General features: G+C 53.3%; 17 protein-coding genes and 1 tRNA gene. 12 read left to right on the top strand and 6 right to left on the bottom strand.

Going from position 1 to position 20466, the window contains the following annotated elements:
* The first annotated feature begins 219 nt into the window (after positions 1-219).
* The 7 genes from ACMZ66_RS20210 to ACMZ66_RS20240 all read left to right on the top strand — a co-directional run bounded on the left by ACMZ66_RS20210 (position 220) and on the right by ACMZ66_RS20240 (position 7751).
* A complete protein-coding gene (locus tag ACMZ66_RS20210; RefSeq protein WP_416940062.1) occupies positions 220-1122 on the top strand; it encodes a MurR/RpiR family transcriptional regulator in 903 nt (300 codons plus the stop codon).
* Entirely contained in the window at positions 1119-2495 is a 1377-nt protein-coding gene (locus ACMZ66_RS20215) for an aspartate aminotransferase family protein (protein WP_416940064.1), read from the top strand. Before ACMZ66_RS20210 ends, ACMZ66_RS20215 begins: the two co-directional genes overlap by 4 nt.
* Positions 2495-3325, top strand: coding sequence for a 3-keto-5-aminohexanoate cleavage protein (locus tag ACMZ66_RS20220; RefSeq protein ID WP_416940065.1), 831 nt, complete (start codon positions 2495-2497; stop codon positions 3323-3325). The genes ACMZ66_RS20215 and ACMZ66_RS20220 overlap by 1 nt, the downstream gene beginning before the upstream one ends.
* A gap of 205 nt (positions 3326-3530) precedes the next feature.
* A complete protein-coding gene (locus tag ACMZ66_RS20225) occupies positions 3531-4508 on the top strand; it encodes a TAXI family TRAP transporter solute-binding subunit (protein WP_416940067.1) in 978 nt (325 codons plus the stop codon).
* A 196-nt stretch (positions 4509-4704) separates the two neighbouring features.
* Entirely contained in the window at positions 4705-6162 is a 1458-nt protein-coding gene (locus ACMZ66_RS20230) for a TRAP transporter permease (protein WP_416940069.1), read from the top strand.
* 72 nt (positions 6163-6234) lie between these two features.
* Complete coding sequence (locus tag ACMZ66_RS20235; RefSeq protein WP_416940133.1) at positions 6235-7308, top strand: DUF3394 domain-containing protein; 1074 nt, start codon at positions 6235-6237, stop codon at positions 7306-7308.
* A 14-nt stretch (positions 7309-7322) separates the two neighbouring features.
* Complete coding sequence (locus tag ACMZ66_RS20240) at positions 7323-7751, top strand: universal stress protein (protein WP_416940071.1); 429 nt, start codon at positions 7323-7325, stop codon at positions 7749-7751.
* A gap of 91 nt (positions 7752-7842) precedes the next feature.
* Here ACMZ66_RS20240 and ACMZ66_RS20245 read toward each other — a convergent pair whose 3' ends face one another.
* Complete coding sequence (locus ACMZ66_RS20245; protein WP_416940073.1) at positions 7843-8157, bottom strand: hypothetical protein; 315 nt, start codon at positions 8155-8157, stop codon at positions 7843-7845.
* A 329-nt stretch (positions 8158-8486) separates the two neighbouring features.
* On the opposite strand from ACMZ66_RS20245, the gene ACMZ66_RS20250 reads away from it, so the two are divergent.
* A complete protein-coding gene (locus tag ACMZ66_RS20250) occupies positions 8487-9359 on the top strand; it encodes a formylglycine-generating enzyme family protein (protein ID WP_416940075.1) in 873 nt (290 codons plus the stop codon).
* Positions 9360-9528: 169 nt separating this feature from the next.
* Positions 9529-10269, top strand: a complete 741-nt coding sequence (locus tag ACMZ66_RS20255) for a DUF6969 family protein (RefSeq protein WP_416940077.1) — start codon at positions 9529-9531, stop codon at positions 10267-10269.
* A gap of 86 nt (positions 10270-10355) precedes the next feature.
* Here the strand turns inward: ACMZ66_RS20255 and ACMZ66_RS20260 are convergent, their stop codons facing one another.
* Entirely contained in the window at positions 10356-10754 is a 399-nt protein-coding gene (locus tag ACMZ66_RS20260; protein ID WP_416940079.1) for a c-type cytochrome, read from the bottom strand.
* 473 nt (positions 10755-11227) lie between these two features.
* On the opposite strand from ACMZ66_RS20260, the gene ACMZ66_RS20265 reads away from it, so the two are divergent.
* Positions 11228-12364, top strand: a complete 1137-nt coding sequence (locus ACMZ66_RS20265) for a DUF2336 domain-containing protein (RefSeq protein ID WP_416940081.1) — start codon at positions 11228-11230, stop codon at positions 12362-12364.
* A gap of 144 nt (positions 12365-12508) precedes the next feature.
* Here the strand turns inward: ACMZ66_RS20265 and ACMZ66_RS20270 are convergent, their stop codons facing one another.
* From ACMZ66_RS20270 to ACMZ66_RS20285, 4 genes are all read right to left on the bottom strand, one after another.
* Positions 12509-13900 (bottom strand): TRAP transporter large permease, encoded by a 1392-nt coding sequence (locus ACMZ66_RS20270; protein WP_416940083.1) that lies wholly within the window; start codon positions 13898-13900, stop codon positions 12509-12511.
* 21 nt (positions 13901-13921) lie between these two features.
* Positions 13922-14506: a TRAP transporter small permease subunit gene (locus ACMZ66_RS20275; RefSeq protein ID WP_416940085.1), complete on the bottom strand. Its 585-nt coding sequence runs from the start codon at positions 14504-14506 to the stop codon at positions 13922-13924.
* Positions 14507-14615: 109 nt separating this feature from the next.
* Complete coding sequence (locus tag ACMZ66_RS20280) at positions 14616-15677, bottom strand: TRAP transporter substrate-binding protein (protein WP_416940087.1); 1062 nt, start codon at positions 15675-15677, stop codon at positions 14616-14618.
* A 565-nt stretch (positions 15678-16242) separates the two neighbouring features.
* Positions 16243-16319 (bottom strand) — tRNA-Pro (locus ACMZ66_RS20285).
* A 220-nt stretch (positions 16320-16539) separates the two neighbouring features.
* On the opposite strand from ACMZ66_RS20285, the gene ACMZ66_RS20290 reads away from it, so the two are divergent.
* Positions 16540-18288 carry a ShlB/FhaC/HecB family hemolysin secretion/activation protein gene (locus ACMZ66_RS20290; RefSeq protein WP_416940089.1) on the top strand — a complete coding sequence of 583 codons (1749 nt, stop codon included), beginning with the start codon at positions 16540-16542 and terminating at the stop codon, positions 18286-18288.
* Positions 18289-18300: 12 nt separating this feature from the next.
* The gene (locus tag ACMZ66_RS20295) at positions 18301-20316 is read left to right on the top strand and encodes a hypothetical protein (RefSeq protein ID WP_416940091.1); all 2016 of its coding nucleotides are present in this window, start codon (positions 18301-18303) and stop codon (positions 20314-20316) included.
* Positions 20317-20466 lie beyond the last annotated feature (150 nt).

Genomic DNA, 20466 nt, shown 5'->3' on the forward strand with positions numbered 1-20466 from the left:
ATGAAACGTTAAGGTTTCAACTTTGATTCCTTACATTGTTACAGTTTTTCCTAATAAGTCCATGTTTTTTCAAAGCCGCAGCTAATTTAGCAGACGGCAAGATGAAACACTTATGTGAAACAGATGTTTCATGCTGAAATGATTTCGAAACATATGTTGTGCGGGGGCGTTGCTTGTGGCGTAATTCCATCTATCGTGGTGCACAGGGGTGCTGGGTTGATGGGGCTGTATTCAGATTTGCGCGAAAAGCTGATTTCAGATTACGCAAAGCTAAGTCCGCAGATGCAAAAGGCTGCGCGCTACATCCTTGACCATCCCAATGATGTTGCCCTGCGCTCCATGCGCGCACTTGCCCGTGCGGCCGACGTCCCGCCAAGTACGATTACCCGACTGATGGCCGCCATCGGCGTCGAAACCTGGCAGGAATTTCGCGATCATTATCAGAACCGTCTGCTCGATCAGCCCGCAAGTTATGCCCAGCGCGCGCGTGAAACCCAAAGCACCGAACATGATGCCAACCGCGATGAGCATCTTCTTGAAAGCATCGCGCGGACCGAGATTGATAATATCAGTGCTGCCTTCAGCCCCGATCTTGTCGCAAAGATGATTGAAGCCTGTGCTGCGATTGAAAATGCCCGGCATGTGTTTATCGTCGGTCGTGGGGCTGCCTATCCGGCGGCCTATCAGTTCGCCTATGGCTATCGACTGTTTCGCGATAACGGCATTTTGGTGGATGGCCATGCCGGCGCATTTGGTGATGAACTGCGCGGGATCGGTCGACGTGATTTGCTGATTGCGGTGGGGGCAAAGCCCTATATCCGCGATACGGTGCGTGCGGTCGAATTTGCCCGCGCCCAACATTGCCCGGTTATCGCGATCAGTGATTTAGATGTTTCGCCAATCGCGCTTGATGCGCTCACCAAACTTGTGGTGCGCGATACATCACAATCGTTTTTCCAAAGTTTTACCGCCGCACTTTCGGTCATGCAGGCATTGGTTGCCCTGCTGGTCGCGCGTGGCGGTCAAAAGGCCCTGCAACGGATTGCCGCTGCAGAAGGGCAACTTGCCGCTTTCGATACCTATCTTGATGATAGAAACACCTCACGGAACCCCCGATCATGACAGCTTCGTCAAACACTGCATCTGCCCCCAATGCATCGACTTATGTTCTGCACAGAACAAGCATCAACACCCCGCCGCGCGCGGTAAAGGGTGAGGGGATCTATATCTTTGATCATACCGGCAAAAGTTATCTTGATGCCTGTGGTGGTGCGGCGGTGTCCTGTCTTGGGCATTCCGACCCGGAAGTTCGTGCCGCGATGCATGCCCAGATCGATCAGATTGCCTATGCCCATTCCGGGTTCTTTTCATCCGATGCGATGGAGGAATTGGCCGATGAATTGGTCGCAAGCGCACCTGCAGGGATTGATAAGGTCTATTTCGTATCAGGTGGGTCCGAGGCGACCGAGGCGGCCCTTAAGATGGCGCGTCAGTATTTCCTTGAGATCGGTCAGCCGGAACGCAAATACGTCATTGCCCGTCGTCAGTCCTATCACGGCAATACGCTGGGTGCGTTATCGGTCGGCGGCAATATGTGGCGCCGTCAGCAGTTTGAGCCGCTTCTGATCACCGCAACCCACATTGCACCGGTCTACCAGTATCGCGATCAGCGCGCTGATGAAACGGCAGAGGCCTATGGCCTGCGCGTTGCGAACGAACTTGAAACCGCCATTCTCGAACTGGGTGCGGATAATGTTGCCGCTTTTGTTGCCGAGCCGGTTGTTGGTGCAACAGCCGGTGCCCTTGCGCCGGTGCCGGGATATTTCAAGCGCGTGCGCGAGATTTGCGATCAATATGGCGTCTTGCTGATTCTGGATGAGGTCATGTGCGGCATGGGCCGAACCGGGACGCTGCATGCGATTGAGCAAGAAGGCATTTCAGGCGATTTGCAAACCATCGCCAAGGGATTAGGGGCAGGTTATCAGCCGATTGGCGCGGTGCTTGTGTCAAAAAAGATCAATGATGCGATCGCCAATGGATCTGGTTTCTTCCAGCATGGTCACACCTATCAGGGGCACGCAACCGCGTGCGCGGCAGCACTTGCGACCCAGCGCGCGATCAAGAACCGCAATCTTCTGGCCAATGTCGTCAAGCAGGGTGAAAACCTGGTGGATGGTTTGCAGGCAAAGCTTGGTCAGCATCCCTATGTCGGCGATATACGCGGGCGCGGATTGTTCCGGGGTGTTGAACTGGTTGCCAATCGCGAAACCAAGGACCCGTTTGACCCGGCACTTAAGATCAATGCCAAGATTAAGAAGGCGGCCTTTGCCCGTGGCCTGATGGCCTATCCGATGGGCGGCACGATTGATGGTGTACGTGGTGACCATGTTCTGTTTGCCCCGGCCTTCATCGTGACCGAAGACGACATCGCCAAGATCGTCGATCTGTTTGCCGGTGCACTTGATGATGTGTTCAAGGCTGAGGGGCTTGCCTGATGGGATATGGCGATACCCCGTTTCTGATTGCATCCGCGCCAAATGGCGCGCGCAAGACCAAGGCTGATCAGGCAAATATCCCGATCACACCGGCCGAAGTTGCCCGCACCGCTGCCGAATGTCAGGCGGCAGGGGCTGCAATGATGCATCTGCATGTGCGTGATGATGATCAAAAGCACAGCCTTGATGTTGGTCGATATCGCGAGATGCTGACCGAGGTAAAGGCAGCTGTTGGCAGTGACATGTTGCTTCAGGTCACGACCGAAGCGGTTGGCATGTATTCCGCAGCCGATCAGATGGAGATGATCCGGGGGCTGGTGCCTGACGCAGTATCGGTCGCTATTCGTGAAATCGCCCCGGATGATGCGGACCTGAACGAGTTGAAGGCATTCTTTGCCTTCATGCGCGAAGCATCGATTTGCCCGCAATTCATCCTTTATGCGCCAGAAGATGTCGCACGGTTTAATCAGCTGGTCGAACAAGGTGTGTTGCCCGGTGAAAAGTTCCCGGTCTTGTTCGTTTTGGGGCGTTACACAGTTGGGCAGGTTTCAAGTCCGGCGGACCTGTTGCCGTTTATCGGATCAAGCAACTATGTCTCGGAATGGATGGTGTGTGCCTTTGGCGCGTTTGAAAATGCCTGTGTGCTGACCGGGGCCGGATTTGGTGGTCATGCGCGAATTGGATTTGAGAATAATCATCTTAAGGTTGACGGATCGCCCGCATCGAACAATGCTGAGCTTATTGCTCAGGCGCGAGACGGCTCGATCCTGATGGGACGCAAAATCGCGACAGGTGAACAAGCCAGACAGATCATGCAACCCATGTGGTAGGAGGGATCAAAACGAACCGTCTAATCAGCAAAAATATTGAATTCCGTCAGGAGGTTTCAGGGTTATAGGCTTTAAATTCGGATTGCCGGACACTATAATCCTTTAGTCGAAACATCTGATTTATCTGATGTTTCCATATAATTCTTCTGTTCGTCGTCGAATAGTTGAATGCCTTATAACAGGGTGTACAAGGGAGCTAATCCTAATGAAAAAACTTATCGCTGTAGCGGGTGCAGTCGCAGCTATTGCTGGCGCATCGCTCTTTGCCGGTCAGGCCTCGGCACAGGAAAACCGTTTCATCACCATCGGTACCGGTGGCGTAACGGGCGTTTATTACCCGACCGGTGGCGCAATCTGCCGTCTGGTAAACAAAGATCGTAAAGAGCACGGCATCCGTTGCTCGGTCGAATCCACTGGTGGTTCGTCCTACAACATCAACACCATTCGTTCCGGTGAACTGGATCTTGGTGTTGCTCAGTCCGACATTCAGTACTACGCGCTGCATGGCGAAAAAGCCTTCTCGGAAGTTGGTCCGTTTGAAGACCTTCGTGCTGTTTTCTCCGTCCATCCGGAGCCGTTCACCGTTGTTGCCCGTGCTGATGCCGGCATCAAAACCTTTGACGACCTCAAAGGCAAGCGCGTGAACATTGGTAACCCGGGTTCCGGTCAGCGCGACACCATGGACATCGTTATGGCAGCCAAAGGCTGGACCCTTGACGATTTCGCACTGGCGTCCGAACTGAAGCCGGCTGAACAGTCCCAGGCACTTTGCGACAACAAAATCGACGCGATGATCTACACCGTTGGTCACCCGTCCGGTTCGATCCAGGAAGCGACCACTGCTTGTGATTCGGTTCTGGTTGAAGTTGCTGGTGATGCGATCGACAAACTGGTTGCTGACAACCCGTACTACCGTGTTGCCACCATTCCGGGCGGCATGTATCGCGGTAACCCGGACGACGTCAAAACCTTCGGTGTTGGCGCGACCTTCGTTTCCTCGACCGCAACCGATGCAGACATCGTTTACAACGTTGTCAAAGCTGTCTTCGAAAACTTCGACGACTTCAAAAAGCTGCATCCGGCATTCTCCGTTCTGGTCAAAGAAGAAATGGTCAAGGACGGTCTGTCTGCACCGCTGCATGACGGCGCTGCGAAGTACTACAAAGAAGCAGGTCTGATGTAATTCAGTCTGGAACGGAGGGCAGAAACTGCCCTCCGTTTTTCTTTCTTTCGCCCAACGGGTACGACCAAAAAACTTAATTAAAACGGTATCTTACATTGATACCAATGTGCTCCGTGGGCGACCGGGTGTGTGTCGACGGAGATTTTTTGATTCTGGGCCTCCAGACAGAAATCTTCGCTCAGACCGGGAGTTTGTAATGACCGACGTGAACAACGCGAACCAGGCTGCTTCCGATCAGGACCTGCAAGACCTGATCGCGGAAAATGATACAGGCGCGCGCCAACCAACCGGCATGACAGCGAAAGTGCTTCTTTATGTCGCGGTGGCTTGGTCCTTGTTCCAGCTGTGGCTGGCTTCGCCATTGCCTTATATTGTCAGCTTTGGTGTTTTCAACTCGACCGAAGCACGGTCGATCCATTTGGCATTTGCTGTATTTCTGGCGTTTCTGGCCTATCCGGCCTTCAAGAATTCACCGCGCAGCTATATCCCGATCCTTGATTGGATATTGGCCGCGGCTGCCGCATTTTGTGCGGCATATATTTACATCTTTTATCGCGATCTAGCCGGTCGTCCGGGCCTGCCGATTACGCAGGATCTGGCCGTTGCCGGTGCCGGTCTTGTATTGCTGCTTGAAGCAACCCGCCGTGCCCTTGGCCCGCCGCTTATGTGTGTGGCGGTGATCTTCCTGGTCTATGTGTTCTTTGGTAATGCATCCTGGGTGCCCGAAGTTCTGCAATGGGCAGGTGCCAGCTTCTCCAAGGCGATGTCGCACCAGTGGATCACGACCGAAGGTGTGTTTGGTATCGCCCTTGGCGTATCGACCAGCTTCGTCTTCCTGTTTGTTCTGTTTGGCTCGCTGCTCGATAAAGCCGGTGCAGGCAACTATTTCATCAAGGTTGCGTTTGCTGCCCTTGGTCACATGCGCGGTGGTCCGGCAAAGGCCGCTGTTTTGTCATCTGCCATGACCGGTCTTATTTCCGGTTCGTCGATTGCAAACGTTGTGACGACGGGAACCTTCACCATTCCGCTGATGAAGCGTGTTGGTTTCTCGGGCGAGAAGGCCGGTGCGGTTGAAGTCGCATCCTCGGTCAATGGTCAGATCATGCCACCGGTCATGGGGGCTGCTGCCTTCCTGATGGTGGAATATGTTGGCATTCCCTATCCGGAAGTGATCAAGCATGCCTTCCTGCCAGCCACCATTTCCTATATCGCGCTGATCTATATCGTTCACCTTGAAGCGCTCAAGGCGAACATGAAAGGTCTGCCGAAACGTAAAACTTCGACATTGCGTCAGGCCTTGCTGCGCACGCTGATATTGCTCTCGTCAATGATTGTGCTTTGTGGGGTCGTATATTATGCGATTGTCTTCCAGAAAGGACTGTTTGGTGACGCGGTTGGCTGGATCGTCGCGGCCGAATGTGCGGTGATTTATTTGGCCGGTCTTTATTACGCGGCCAAATATCCCGACCTTGAAATGGATGATCCCAACCAGCCGGTTGTCGAATTGCCGGCACTGGGTGAAACCACCAAAGCGGGTTTGCATTATCTGCTGCCGGTCGTGGTTCTGGTCTGGTTCCTGATGATCGAGCTGAAGTCACCGGGGCTGTCTGCCTTCTGGGCGACGGTTCTGATGATCTTCATCATGCTGACTTAGCATGCCGCCAAGGGCTTCTTCCGCAATAAACCCGATTTTGCCAATGACCTGAAACTCGGTGTTATTGACGTCATTGACGGCTTTGCCACCGGGGCCCGCAACATGATCGGCATTGGTGTCGCAACCGCTGCGGCCGGTATCATCGTGGGTACTGTGTCGCTGACCGGTATCGGTCAGGTGATGGTTGAATTTGTCGAACTGATTTCGGGTGGTAATCTTCCTCTCATCTTGGTCTTTACCGCGGTCATCAGCCTGATCTTGGGCATGGGTCTTCCGACCACGGCAAACTATATCGTGGTATCGAGCCTGATGGCGCCGGTGATTGTCGAACTTGGTGCGGAAAACGGCCTGATTGTGCCGCTGATCGCGGTGCATCTGTTCGTCTTCTATTTCGGCATCATGGCCGATGTGACCCCACCGGTTGGTCTGGCTTCCTTTGCGGCCGCCGCCGTTTCAGGGTCTGATCCGATGAAGACCGGGCTGGTTGCATTCTTCTATTCGATGCGTACCGCAGTTTTACCATTCCTATTTATTTTCAATAACGAACTGCTACTGATTGGGCTTGATCATCCGGTGGATGTGGTGATCGTGATCATTGTTTCGACAATAGCCATGCTGGTCTTTGCCGCAGCGACGCAGGGGTATTTCTTTGCCCGTTCGAAGCTGTGGGAAAGTGCGGCATTGCTTCTGATCGCCTTCACCTTGTTCCGTCCTGGTTTCTGGCTTGATCTGATTGAGCCGCCTTATGAAAACCTGCCGGCAACAACCATCATCGAAGACGCTGCCAAGATGCCGGAAAATGCCAGCATCCTTCTGGATGTCGAAGGCATGAATATCGAGGGCGAGGAAGTATCCAAGTCCGTGATGTTGCCGCTTGGTCCGGCGGGTTCGGGTGAAGACCGTCTTTATAATGCAGGCATCGCCGTTCGTGACGAGGATGGCCGTATCTATATTGATGATCTGGTCTTTGCCGGTCCGGCCGAAAAAGCCGGTCTTGATTTCGACTTTGAAATCACCGCGGTAAAGGTCGAAGCCGATCGTGAACCGAAGGAAATCTTCTTCATTCCGGCCTTCCTGCTTTTGGGCGGGATCATTGTTCTGCAACGCCGTCGTAAGCGCAATGAAGATGCGCTTGCCGCAGCCTGACAGGGAGAGTGAACATGTATAAGGATATTCTGGTTACAGTAGACCTTGATCATGAGTTTTCCTGGAAGAAGGCCGTGCCGGTTGCCATCAAACAGGCGCAAAGCTTTGGCGCGCGTCTGCATGTTCTGACCGTGGTTCCCACGGTCGGCATGTCGATGGTCGGTCAGTTCTTCCCGAAGGGCTATGAGAGCAAGGTTCTTGAAGCCTACAACGAACGCCTGCACACCTTCGTGTCCGAGCATATCCCTTCGGACATCAAGGTTCAGCACATCGTTGGCCAGGGAACTGTTTATGAAGTGATCCTGAAAATGGCGAAGAAAACCAATTGCGATCTGATCGTGATTGGCGCGCATCGTCCGGAGCTTAAGGATTATCTCCTTGGTCCGAACGCAGCACGTGTTGTTCGCCATGCAGATTGTTCGGTGATGGTCGTTCGCGACTGATACTGATCTGATCTTGATGAACGAACAAAGGGGCGATGCAGTGCATCGCCCCTTTGTCATTGGGGAACGCCCGAGGGAGACTTAAGGGCGCTTATTTCGCGGCACACGGGTTGGCCGCGCAAGGATTAGCAGCGCACGGGTTGGCTGCTGCACACGGGTTTGCGGCACATGGGCTGCACGGGCTGCAAGGATTGACGATTTTCTTGGCAGCACACGGATTGGCAGCGCAAGGGTTTGCCGCACACGGGTTCGCAGCACACGGGCTGCACGGTGCGCAGCTTGCAACTTCGGCGGTCGGGGCCGGAAGCGGGGCCGCCATCGCCATCGGGGCAGCTATTGCCAGCGTGCCAACTGCAAGTGCCGGGATCAGTGCCTTCTGTGCAAAGCTCGTGGATTTCTTGGTCATTATTGCCTCTCTGAAAAGTCCTGTAAAACTGTGGCCGACACGAACTGTGTGGTCGTCGGTAAGCGCACTATGAGCGAAAAAATCCGCCTGCTGGCGTCACATAGTTTCACTGTTCTGTGAGAGCGGCGTGTGGGAATCCCGACCCCTTGCAGCCTTAAGTGGCGGTCCTTGGTGATGAGCTTCATCACAAATTCGGGAATAATGTCGTCAAACCGATTGAAACAACGGTCAATTTTACTCATGTTATTGGTAAGAAACAAAATTAGCCAAGGTGCTTGCAGCGGTTAAAGAAACCGTGAGAACGAGATCCCACTAGGACGGATTTGCTTATGAGAGTCGGGGATAGTATCGCAGCCATTCACAAAATCTGCGCGGTTGCGTGTCTCGCATTCGGAGCTGGCGGTGCGTTTTCGCAAGCCATGGCTCAGGAAGTTCCCGAACTGGTTTCGGTTCCGTCCGGCTGGTTCTGGCAAGGATCCAACTCTGTCGAACGCCAATATGCCTATGACATTGATGAGCAGGTTTATGGCCACGATATCAGCCGACGCAATCGTTGGTACGATATTGAAGGCGAAAAATGGCGCGTGCATTTGCTGGGCTATGACATTGGTAAAACCCCGGTGACCAATGACCAATATGCTGCTTTCATCGAAGATACCGGCCATCCGACCCCGGAGCTGAGCCGCGATGAATGGAACCGTCAGGGTCTGATCTACAATTACGACACCATCGAGCCGTTCCTGTGGTCAAACGGCAAACCGCCGCGCGGACGCGGTGATCATCCTGTCGTTCTGGTGTCCTGGCAGGATGCCAGTGCATATGTTCAGTGGCTGAGTGCCAAAACCGGTGAAAACTGGCATCTGCCAAGTGAACTTCACTGGGAAAAGGCTGTACGTGGCCCGGATGGAACATTCTATCCATGGGGTAATATCTTTAAGCCCGAAATGCTCAATAGCGGTGATCGCGGGCCGTTTGACACCATGCCGGTTGGCCAGTTCGAAGCCGGCCCCTATGGCGTGATGGACGGTGTTGGTCAGGTGTTTGAATGGACAGCCACATCGTCGCAGGCAGGCTACCGCATCGTAAAGGGCGGGTCATGGGATGACCGCGGATGTGGCGTCTGTCGCCCGGCCGCACGTCATGGACGTCCGGAACATCTTAAGCATATCCTGATCGGTTTCCGGGTCATGCGCGACAACTGATATTGCGTGACAGCATGTCAGAAATCCGACGCCCGTGAATGATCTTGGTTGCAAACCACGTTGAAATCACTAACTGTTGAACGGGTTTCACTGGCCTCCTGGGTCAGAATGCCGATTATTCTGCCTTTGCGGAAATTCTTGAGCGGATCGCAAAGATGCTGGTGCTGGTATGACTGAAATTACGATTGATTGGGCCTCTATCCCGACGGGCCAACTTGAAAAGATGTTGGAAGCCGGGCGCGATGTTATGGAATGCCACCGGGTTTTGACGGCCACGGGCGATAACATCGTTGGTGAACTGATCAAAGGGTCAGGGACATTTTATGAATGGTCCCATTATCCCGAAGGCGACGTGTATGACCGACAGTCGCACGCGCAGTTCTATTATCATGCCCATCCCAAGGAAGAACGTCGCGATTGGGATGAACATGGCCATTTCCATACATTCATGCGCCCGCGCGGGATGCCTGATGGCTGCAAGCCCAAACAGATTGATGGATTTGATTATCCTGAAGGTCCGAACGATGCGCTATCGCATCTGGTCGCCTTTTCAATGGACGAGTTTGGTTTCTGTCAGCGGCTGTTTACCACCAACCGCTGGGTCACCGGCGAGGTCTGGTATGAGGCCGAAGACGTGATTGCCATGCTTGATGGCTATATCATTGACCACGCGCAGCCATCCTGGCCGGTTAATCGCTGGGTATCGGGGATGATGATCCTGTTCCGGCCCCAGATCGAACAGCTGATCCGACTACGTGATGTGGCAGTGGGCGAATGGATGGCAACGCATCCTGATCGCGATGTCTATGAAGACCGGGAACTTGAAGTCACATCGACCCATGATGTTGCCGTTGTCGAACAGATGCGCGCAGTCGGCGAAGAACTTGGCCGACGCCGCCAAGCCGCCTAAGCCATCACGATCAGATACCAGCACGCCAAACGAAAACGGCCGGGGCATAAACCCCGGCCGTTTTGTCTACCAAATGTCAGGACGACTTATTTGGTTTTCAGGAACTCGATGATGTCTGCGATATCAGAGTCTTTTTTCAGTTTGAACGCCATTTTCGAACGTTCCTTGGAGCCCGCGATCTCGCTCAGCTTTGCTGACGGATCTTGGAGGTAATCAGTCAGGAATGCCTCGTCGGCAACAAAGCCCTTGTCGCAAGCAGCCTTATAGCCTGCGCCATATTTATAGCCTTCAACGGTGCCGCACTGACGACCAACCGAACCGGCTAAGCTCGGTCCGACCTTGTTCACGCCTTCGTCAAGGCTGTGGCAAGCCGCACAGCGTTTAAACAGCTTTTCGCCATTTGCAGCATCGCCAGCAATCGACGGGGTGGCAGACAGAATGAACAGGGAGCTGGCAACCAGAGCCAGTTTACGCGGGAACGTCATTAGTGGGCCTCTCTCTCATTTAGGTGATCCCGTTTGCGGGATTACGTGTCTTGTGTCTAACGCATGCAGGGTAACCGTCAGGTCAACGCATCGGATTTTCGATCGTTGATCGCACTTGACGGGCACACAAACCAAAATCTGTCGGGAATATTTAGCACGTCTGTGGCTCGTACAATTTGAGTTTAGTCAATTTACCCGCACGCCCAGCGATTTTATCGCCCTGTGGAATATGCCAATTCGGATACCCAAGTAACACTGAAAGAAGTGTGGTTTGGATGGGCTGGATTATCAAGGTCTTTGATCTGGCGATCTTGATTAGGCAGAAGTTAAGTTTGTGGTGCCATGATCAGGATGGTTGAAAATCAGGAACTTGTGTCCCATTTGAGGAAATTATGATTGTCGATTTCCTGCCAAAAGTATAATCTTGGTTGGTTGTTTGGCAGCCATTAGAGAAGCGTGCCAGGAGATATCTATTGCCACGTATCACTAAAGAAGATCTGAGTAAGCTGGTTCAGGACCCATCCGGGTCGAACCGTGCGGACACAGCCGATAAGATCAGTCGCGAGTTTTCAACAGAAGGCTTGTCTGACAGTGAACGTGTTCTTGCCGAAGACATCTTTCGCCTGATGATCCGCGACGCGGAAGTCCGCGTGCGTAAGGCGCTTGCCAAGAACCTGGCCCAAACACCGCTTGTGCCCCACGATGTTGCAGCGACCCTTGCGCGCGACGTTGATGAAGTTGCCTTGCCGGTTCTTGAATTTTCCGAAGTTCTGAATGACGACGACCTTGTCGACATCATTGGTGACAACGCCGATAGCGTTGAAAAGCAGCGTGCCATTGCATCGCGCGCCCATGTGTCCGAAGTCGTGTCCGCGACCCTTGTCGATATTGGCCATGAAGACGTGATGGTCGATCTGATGTCGAACCAGGGTGCTGAAATTAGCGAAGTGACGCTTCAGAAAGTCGTTAGCGACTTTGGCGACAATGAACGCATCCAGAAACCGATGATCGAACGCAACCATTTGCCGATCACGATTGCCGAACGTCTGGTGACATTGGTGTCGGATCGTATGCGCTCACAGCTTATTTCGCGTGGTCACATCCCAGAGGGCATTGTTAATGCCGTCATGACCCAGTCGCAGGAAAGTGCGACGATTGGGCTTTTGGGGGATGGTGTTGAAGATCGCGATGTTGAACTCCTTGTTGAACATCTGCACACCAATAACCGTCTGACCAGTGGTTTGATTCTGCGTGCGCTTTGCATGGGCGATGTGTCGTTCTTTGAGGCGGCCTTGGCGCGGCGCGCTGGTGTATCGCTGATCAATACGCGCATCCTTATTCACGATAGCGGGCCTTTTGGCCTTGAGGCGATCTATAACAAGGCTGGCCTGCCGGAACATTTCTTCCCGGGTGTGCGTGCCGCGATCGAAGTCGCGCGCGAAACTTCGTTCGATGGCGAGGAACGCGATAAAGAACGCTATTCACGCCGCATGATAGAACGGGTTTTGACCCAGTATGGTGATCTTGGTGTCGAGTTTGATTCTGATGACGTTGATTATCTGATGGGACGCATGTTGCAGCTTCCTGGTGAACGGTCAATGCATACCTGATTTATCGTCCGTCACGGATGTAAAAACAGATAAACCGCCCGATCCATGATCCGGGCGGTTTTGTTTTGGGTTGGTGGTACCAAGGTTCTGAGACAAAAAAGGCGCTGTTGTGAAACAGCGCCTTTTTGATTGGTTATGTGTGACCTATTCGAGGAACGTGTTTGGCATCCAAAGTGCCAGTTCCGGGAAATACATCACTAGGATCAAGCCGATAACCTGCAGAAGCACGAAGGGAATGATGCCCTTGTAGATCTGCTGGATCGAGATCGATTTCGGTGCCACGCCTTTGAGATAGAATAGGGCAAACCCAAAGGGTGGCGTTAAGAAGCTTGTTTGCAGGTTGACCGCAACAAGGACCGCAAACCAGGTCAGAACCTGTGCTTCGGTTGCTTCAAGACCACCGATATCAAGGTGATGACCGAAATCAAGCTGGGCGATAACCGGGGCAAAGATCGGAAGAACGATCAGCGTGATCTCAACCCAGTCAAAGAAGAAGCCAAGGATGAAGACGATCACCATCAGCAGAAGCAGGATGCCCCAGGAACCAAGGCCCGCACTTTCCACCAGATCGATCACAAGATCATCGCCGCCAAGCGAACGGAACACATAAGAGAAGACCGTCGCGCCGGCAAACAGGAAGAACAGCATCGCACCGGTCAGCGCAGAACGCTCGCAAACGTCTTTAAGGACCGGCCATTTCAGACGGCCTTTAACGAATGCCAGGAAGGTCGCGCCAATCGCACCAACGCCTGCTGCTTCGGTCGGAGTGGCAAAACCAGCAAAGATCGAGCCCAGAACAAGCACGATCAGGAAGACCGGCGGCAGGAAGCTGCGAAATACCATCTTTGCAAGGTCGGCACCGTGTACAGCTTCATCGGTCGGGAGCGGCGGAGCCAGCGACGGATTGAGCTGGCAGCGTACAAAGATATAGACCGTGTACAAGCTGGCCAGAAGCAGACCCGGAATGATCGCCGCCAGGAACAGGTTGCCAACCGAAACCGACAGAAGGTCGGACATCAGAACCAGCATGATCGAAGGCGGGATCAGAATGCCCAATGTGCCCGATGCGGCAATGGTCCCTGTCGCAAGCGACGGGTCATAGTTACGACGCAGCATGACCGGAAGGGCAAGCAGGGTCATCATCACAACAGATGCGCCGATGATGCCGGTGGTGGCCGCCATGATCGTGCCCATCAGGGTCACAGACAGGGCCAGACCGCCCGGAACCTTGCGCAGCAGCATGTTGAGACATTCCAGAAGGTCTTCTGCAACGCCACTTTTTTCCAGCATGGTCCCCATATAGATGAACATGGGAACAGCGACCATCACCATGTTTTCGGAGATGCCGCCCCAGATACGCGAAACGATATTGAAGAATTCAATAAAGGAGAAAATGTCATAGGCCATGCCAAGGAAGCCAAAGGCGATCCCGATGCCTGAAATGACAAAAGCGACTGGTAGACCGGTGAAAACAAGAAAGCCTAACGAGGCAAACATGAACAGCGGAAACCAGTCTTCGATATAGAAGTTACCCATTTGGATTGATCCCCGTTCGGCTTAGTCGTCGAGCTTGGCAGCGTCGCCAAGGTCTGCGTGGTGAGTGCCGACATAGTAGCCCGCACGATTGCGCAGGTTGGTCGGGCCAAAGACAAAGACGAAGCATTTCAGGAAGATTGAAAGCCCCGCCATGGCGAGAAGGCCAAAGCCGATGGGAATGGTTGATTTGATAATCCAGCGATGGGTCAGGCCCGTCGTCGCAGCGGAGACTTCGTTGCTATCAAACGACCTGGCAACAAAATCAAAACCGAAATAAAGCACCAAAGCGCAAAACGGTAGAACACAGACAATGCCGCCGATCATCTCGACGATGGCGCGCGTACGCGGGCGAAGATTGTCTCGAATAAGTTCAATGCGCACATGGGAATCGCGAATATAGGCGAAGCCAAAGCACAGCATGAACAGACCGGTATGCAGGTGCCATTCAAGTTCTTGCAACTTGATGGAGCCCTGACCACCGAATTTACGTTGGATCACGTCATACATGATGACGATCATAAGCGGTATCGCAAGCAGAGAAGCCAGCTTTCCAACGCGGGTAACAACATTGTCGATACCGTCACTAACTTTTAGTAGCGCTTCCATAGAAGGTCTCCCGGGTCTCTTCTTCGCGGTCAAGGCCGGGGCACTGGGCACCCGGCCTTGCCGAGACTTGTTCTTATGACCGCCTTAGCAGTCTGTCAGACCTGTTGGATTAATCGAGATAGCCGATGTCTTTCCAGATCTTGTAGTTCGCCCGGAATTCCTGAAGGCTTTCATATGCCATTTTGAAGTTGGCATCATCAGCCGAAAGTTCAGCTGCGACTTCTTCCCAAGCACCTTTCATGGTTGCCAGCATTTCCGGCGACCACTTCTTGATGTTCACGCCTTTTTCCTGAAGTTCTTTCAGGGCGTTGAACTGGATTGCTTCACCTTCAGCGAAACCGTAAGCAAGGTTGTCGTTACAAACTGCTTCGATCTGTGCCTGCTGGGTTTTGTCCAGAGCGTCCCACTTTTCCTTGTTCATCATCAGATCGAACAGGGTGGACTGCTGGTGCCAACCCGGGAAGTAGTAGTATTTCGCGACCTGATAGAAGCCGAGCTTCAGGTCAATTGCCGGCATGGAGAATTCGGTTGCGTCAATGGTACCAAGCTCAAGTGCCGGATAGATGTCGCCGCCTGCAAGAAGCTGGGTCGAAACGCCAAGCTTTTCCATGACCTTTGCGCCAAGACCGAAGAAGCGCATTTTCAGGCCTTTAAGGTCTTCAACCGAGTTGATTTCCTTGGAGAACCAGCCCGAAGCTTCCGGTGCGATCAGGCCGCAGAACAGCGACTTGATGCCATGTTCGGCATAAAGCTTGTCAAAGATTTCCTGACCGCCGCCAAACTTGACCCATGCAAGGTATTCGCCAGCCTGCGGGCCGAACGGAACAGCACCGAACAGCTGAAGTGCCGGAACTTTACCTGCCCAGTAACCCGGGGTGGAGAAAGCAGCATCAATCGAGCCGGTCGAAACGGCATCGAAAACTTCCAGTGCCGGAACGAGTGCACCCGGCTCATAGAATTTGATGTTGATATTGCCACCGGAAACTTCGTCGATCTTGTCATCAACGCGCTTACCAAGGGTGCCAAGCTGGGTCAGGCTGCCCGGATAGGTGGAGCCCATTTTCCAGCGAACACGCTCCTGTGCGTCCGCATCAGACGGAGCTGCGGTGAATGCAGCAGCGGCAAGAACTGCGACGCAAGTTGCCGATTTAAGCAATTTAGAAAAAGTCATTCGTCTTCCTCCCTAAGAAGTCCGAAATTGGTAATACCACGTGAGGCCGACTACCGCCTTTTGCTTTTATTATTGGGCGGTTTTCTCCCCGATCTTTATGTTGCAGGGCGAAGCATAAGCGTATTTCGCAAGTATGAGCAAGTTTGTTTCACCATTTGCGCAAGAAAATATCTTCGCGCTTGCGCAAAAAATAACTTGCATCGTACCTCAAAAGCAGGATTTCCGCACGGGAATGCGCATTTCCCGCGGGTGCGTTTTAGACCAAATTACTATGCCAAAAAGCGCCATGATCTTCGTTATTTAGCCGTGTCGGGTTCGAACACCCCCACTTTTCGTATGGGGATTCGACGCGCGCTCTATACCTTTGAAGGTCAATTCGCGGCGTAGGCGGATGGTAAGGGAAATGGATCCTGCCTGACTTTGCAGATGCAATATCGAGATGGGATGGCAATACGACCAGCTTGGCTGTGGGCCTGCATGATCAGCCTGTCGGGGATGGTTGATTTGGATATTCTGGATCAGAAACGAAAACGGGCGGTCTTTCGATGAAAGACCGCCCGACTGATGGTCGGAGCGAGAGGATTCGAACCTCCGACCCCTGCCTCCCGAAGACAGTGCTCTACCAGGCTGAGCTACGCTCCGTCAGTGGGCGGAGGTTTATCCCTTCTTTCGCTAAGGATCAAGCATAAAACGGACTGGATTTGATTGGAAATAAGACAACCAAAGAAAGCCGCGTCGCAAGTGTGCGCCTAAGTTGAAAAATTGTGGGGCGATCATGAACTATACGATAGGATGAATTCGTAGAAGCTTTCACAATGGAACGAACCATTTGGGCAGGCAGGCGGCATGGAGAAGCCATTTAATGAGCGTTCGTCACTCGAACTTTCCCTTGAAAGATGCATCCGTCAGTTTGCTTGGTCTGCTGCTTATGTTGGGCGTTTCCAGCGATGTCTTTGCGCAGCAACGTCCAGCTGAAACAGGCCTTAATTCAGGTGAGTTGCTCCGTGATTTTTTTGAGCCGCGCTTGTCGACCCCGTCGCTTGATGCGGTATACGCTCGCAAGCTCAAAGAGCAGCGCAACTATCAACAGCTCAGAACGATTGAAGGTGTTGGACCGGAAACCGTCACAATCCGTCAGGTGGAGTTCTTTGGTAATGACAGTCTGCCAACAGATACCCTGCAAGCCGCTGTCGCGTCATTTTTGAACCGTCCTCTCACGGCAGCAGATTTGTCTGATGCCGCACTTGCCGTAAGTGACATTTACCATCGTGACGGCTTTCTTGCGACGCAGGTTGTTGTTCCACCCCAGGAAATCGTCGACGGAAAAGTGGCCTTTTGGGTCATGGAAGGGCGTTTGGATCAGGACGGTCTGGTCATTGATGACTACAGCAATGATCAGGCGTCGATTGACTATATCACGCGCATTTTGTCGCGCGACATCACTGAAGGTTCACCGATCCACCGTCGCGAATATGAACGTGCACTGCGTCTTGTCGAAGATCTTCCGGGTGTTCATGTTGAAAGTCGTATCTTCCCTGGGCTCGAAATTGGAACGGGACGACTGGGTGTCGATGTTTATGAAACAGAACCGGTTAGCGGTCTGTTGAGCTACGATAATTCGGGCTTTTATGGCACAGGAACACACCGCGTAACGGCCTATGGTCGCGCGGAAAACACGCTGGGCCAGCATGAGGCACTTGCTTTGACGGTATCCAGCTCGGGCCAAACCCAACGCTATATTGGTCTTGATGGGGATGTACCTGTTGGTTTGGCGGGATGGAAGCTTGGCGCGCTAGCAAGCTACATGGATTACGAAATGCGCGACGAGTACAACACCAGCAACGAACACGGTCACGGCGCTGTATTTGGTGTCCGGGCGTATTATCCGATCCTTTTGATGCGCGATACGACGGTTAGTCTGACGACCAGTCTGAACAGATCTGTGATGGCCGATGAATACGATGACTACGATGATTTTCATCGCAACGTTGATGTTGGTGAAGTGACATTCCATGGCGATCATGCTGATCTTGATGGTGTTACGTCATTTGCTGCGCATTTCTTTGTTGGACATGTCGATATCACGGAAGGAAGCAACAGTGGCAAAACCGAGGGCGGTTTTGGTGTCGCCGAACTTTATGCCAGTCGTTTGCACGAAATTGGCGCGGGCTTTTCGGGCTTTGTTCAGGTTAAACTTCAGTATTCGAACAGCAATCTTGATGGTTTGATGCGCTGTAGCATTGGCGGACCTGATAGCCAACGGGGATATGCCGTTGGCGAAGTCAGTGCCGATCACTGCTTTGTTCTCAACAGCGACATTCGATATGACGTTGATCAAAATCTGTTTCCCGGTGCGGCACAGGTCGGTGCATTTGTTGATTATTCACTTAGTCAACAGGATCACACGACGATCCCGGGTGTTGAAAACCATCGTAACAGCCTGACAAGCATTGGATTTCTGGCCAATTTGCAACTTGGTGACAGCAGTTTTGTGAATGCATCGGTCGGCTATCAGCTCGCCGAAAGTGAAGAAAAGAAATCACTAGGGTATCAGGCGGACCGCAGCAGTTCACCTGTCCGCTTCTGGTTGCAAGCCGTCATCCAATTTTGAAGGAGGCTACGTATGAACGACCGGTTTATCTTCGTCCGCTTCTGCCTTTGCCTCGTTCTTTTGATCGGCGCCACCTTCATTGGCGGGGAGGCTTCAGCAACGCCAAACGGGCATGCGTATGGATATTGCCATAATCATGCATGCAACACAGGATCAACGTCGAACAGTTTCATTGCCACTCCGGTTGCCCCCACCGTTACAACAACTCGACCGGCAGCTTCGACGACGACGCAATCTGTTGCACCGTCTGCGACAACGCTGAAGCCGAAGGTCGTTATCGCCAAAAAGAAAGCCAACCGGATTATTACGTCAGCCGGGAAGCGGCTGGGTGGTGCAAAGCCAGCGAAAATTGTAAGTACTGTTGCGGCCAGCCAGGGATATGTTGAGCCACCTGAACCCGTCCTTAAAATACCCGGGCTGTCAAACATTGTTGCTCCGCCACAGATTAAGACGGTCACTGAACCGCCAATGCTGCCCGGCTATGTTGATTACCCTCATTACGTTGGTCCGCGCGATCCCGTGACCGGTTATCCAAGCCCGTCAATCCCGGTTTCACTGGTGCCGACCCAGCAAAGCTATTCGGTTCCAACCCCGCAAGTTGCCAGCGCGCCGACCAAGTTGCCGGGCTATATCGACTATCCGAACTATCAAGGCCCGCGTGACCCCAATACCGGCTATCCGATGCCCGTGCTGCCTCAGCAAAAGACACCGGGACTGGCCGTCGTCAACGCGCCAACCGCACAAACGGTACAGGCACCGTCGCTGTTACCGGGTTATGTAGACTATCCGAACTATCAAGGGCCACGCGATCCGAACACTGGCTATCCGGTTCCGGTGTTGCAACAGCCCCAAGTGCCCGGGCTTGCTGTGATCAACACGCCAACCGCACAAACGGTGCAGGCACCGTCGCTGTTACCGGGTTATGTAGATTATCCGAACTATCAAGGGCCACGCGATCCGAACACGGGCTATCCGGTTCCGGTGTTGCAACAGCCCCAAGTGCCCGGGCTTGCTGTGATCAACACGCCAACCGCACAAACGGTGCAGGCACCGTCGTTGTTGCCGGGGTATGTCGATTACCCGAACTATCAAGGGCCGCGTGATCCAAACACGGGCTATCCGGTGCCGGTTTTGCAACAGCCTCAAGTGCCCGGGCTTGCTGTGATCAACACGCCAACCGCACAAACGGTGCAGGCACCATCGCTGCTGCCGGGTTATGTAGATTATCCGAACTATCAAGGGCCACGCGATCCAAACACGGGCTATCCGGTTCCGGTATTGCAACAGCCCCAAGCACCGGGACTTGCCGTGATCAACACGCCAACCGCACAAACGGTGCAGGCACCGTCGTTGTTGCCGGGGTATGTCGATTACCCGAACTATCAAGGGCCGCGTGATCCAAACACGGGCTATCCGGTGCCGGTTTTGCAACAGCCCCAAGTGCCGGGTCTTGCCGTGATTAACACGCCGACCGCGCAAACGGTGCAGGCACCTTCATTGTTGCCGGGGTATCTTGCCTATCCAAGTTACCGCGGCCCGCGCGATCCCAATACCGGTTATCCAATGCCAAGTATGCCGACAATGGCAGTACCGCAGTTGGCATCTGGGACAAACGTTTTGGCTGTACCCACGCCGACATCAATGGATGTCCCCAATTTCTTGCCAGGCTTTATCGATTATCCGGCATATCGGGGGCCACGGGACCCGGTCACGGGGTACCCACGTCCTGGTGGTGGTTTGAACGGTGGGGCTTTGGCTGGGCAATCTGTGCTTCCGCCGAGATTGAAGGCTGAAGGGGGAGATTGGCATTCAATTCGAAGCGGGCCGACCTATTACGCAGGGCCGCGTGATCCTGAAACTGGATTTCCGATTCTGCCAAACCACGGTCTGGCGACTTACAGCGATTCCCCAACACCGATCTATGCAACAGGGTCAGTTCCTTCGGTCCAAGTGCGTCAAATCGAACTTGGGGTCTTGTCGAGTTTGAGTTTGCGGGTGATTGGTGTGGCCTTGCCGCACTTTGAATAGGTCGGCCTTTTGGCAGCACCGTGCTGAAACAAAAAATCTTGGGGTTGGGATAACCATCTGTGGCGCAGTGCAAAATGCTCGCCTAATATTAATTGTTCATTATGTTCCGGGGCTGCATGCTCATGGGCTGAAATGATTGGATACCAGATT

This window comes from Thalassospira sp., assembly GCF_048059015.1.
Taxonomy (GTDB): domain Bacteria; phylum Pseudomonadota; class Alphaproteobacteria; order Rhodospirillales; family Thalassospiraceae; genus Thalassospira.

Coding starts and splice junctions, on each gene's coding strand:
- ACMZ66_RS20210 (WP_416940062.1), top strand. CDS start 220: ATGGGGCTGTATTCAGATTTGCGCGAAAAGCTGATTTCAGATTACGCA.
- ACMZ66_RS20215 (WP_416940064.1), top strand. CDS start 1,119: ATGACAGCTTCGTCAAACACTGCATCTGCCCCCAATGCATCGACTTAT.
- ACMZ66_RS20220 (WP_416940065.1), top strand. CDS start 2,495: ATGGGATATGGCGATACCCCGTTTCTGATTGCATCCGCGCCAAATGGC.
- ACMZ66_RS20225 (WP_416940067.1), top strand. CDS start 3,531: ATGAAAAAACTTATCGCTGTAGCGGGTGCAGTCGCAGCTATTGCTGGC.
- ACMZ66_RS20230 (WP_416940069.1), top strand. CDS start 4,705: ATGACCGACGTGAACAACGCGAACCAGGCTGCTTCCGATCAGGACCTG.
- ACMZ66_RS20240 (WP_416940071.1), top strand. CDS start 7,323: ATGTATAAGGATATTCTGGTTACAGTAGACCTTGATCATGAGTTTTCC.
- ACMZ66_RS20245 (WP_416940073.1), bottom strand. CDS start 8,157: ATGACCAAGAAATCCACGAGCTTTGCACAGAAGGCACTGATCCCGGCA.
- ACMZ66_RS20250 (WP_416940075.1), top strand. CDS start 8,487: ATGAGAGTCGGGGATAGTATCGCAGCCATTCACAAAATCTGCGCGGTT.
- ACMZ66_RS20255 (WP_416940077.1), top strand. CDS start 9,529: ATGACTGAAATTACGATTGATTGGGCCTCTATCCCGACGGGCCAACTT.
- ACMZ66_RS20260 (WP_416940079.1), bottom strand. CDS start 10,754: ATGACGTTCCCGCGTAAACTGGCTCTGGTTGCCAGCTCCCTGTTCATT.
- ACMZ66_RS20270 (WP_416940083.1), bottom strand. CDS start 13,900: ATGGGTAACTTCTATATCGAAGACTGGTTTCCGCTGTTCATGTTTGCC.
- ACMZ66_RS20275 (WP_416940085.1), bottom strand. CDS start 14,506: ATGGAAGCGCTACTAAAAGTTAGTGACGGTATCGACAATGTTGTTACC.
- ACMZ66_RS20280 (WP_416940087.1), bottom strand. CDS start 15,677: ATGACTTTTTCTAAATTGCTTAAATCGGCAACTTGCGTCGCAGTTCTT.
- ACMZ66_RS20290 (WP_416940089.1), top strand. CDS start 16,540: ATGAGCGTTCGTCACTCGAACTTTCCCTTGAAAGATGCATCCGTCAGT.
- ACMZ66_RS20295 (WP_416940091.1), top strand. CDS start 18,301: ATGAACGACCGGTTTATCTTCGTCCGCTTCTGCCTTTGCCTCGTTCTT.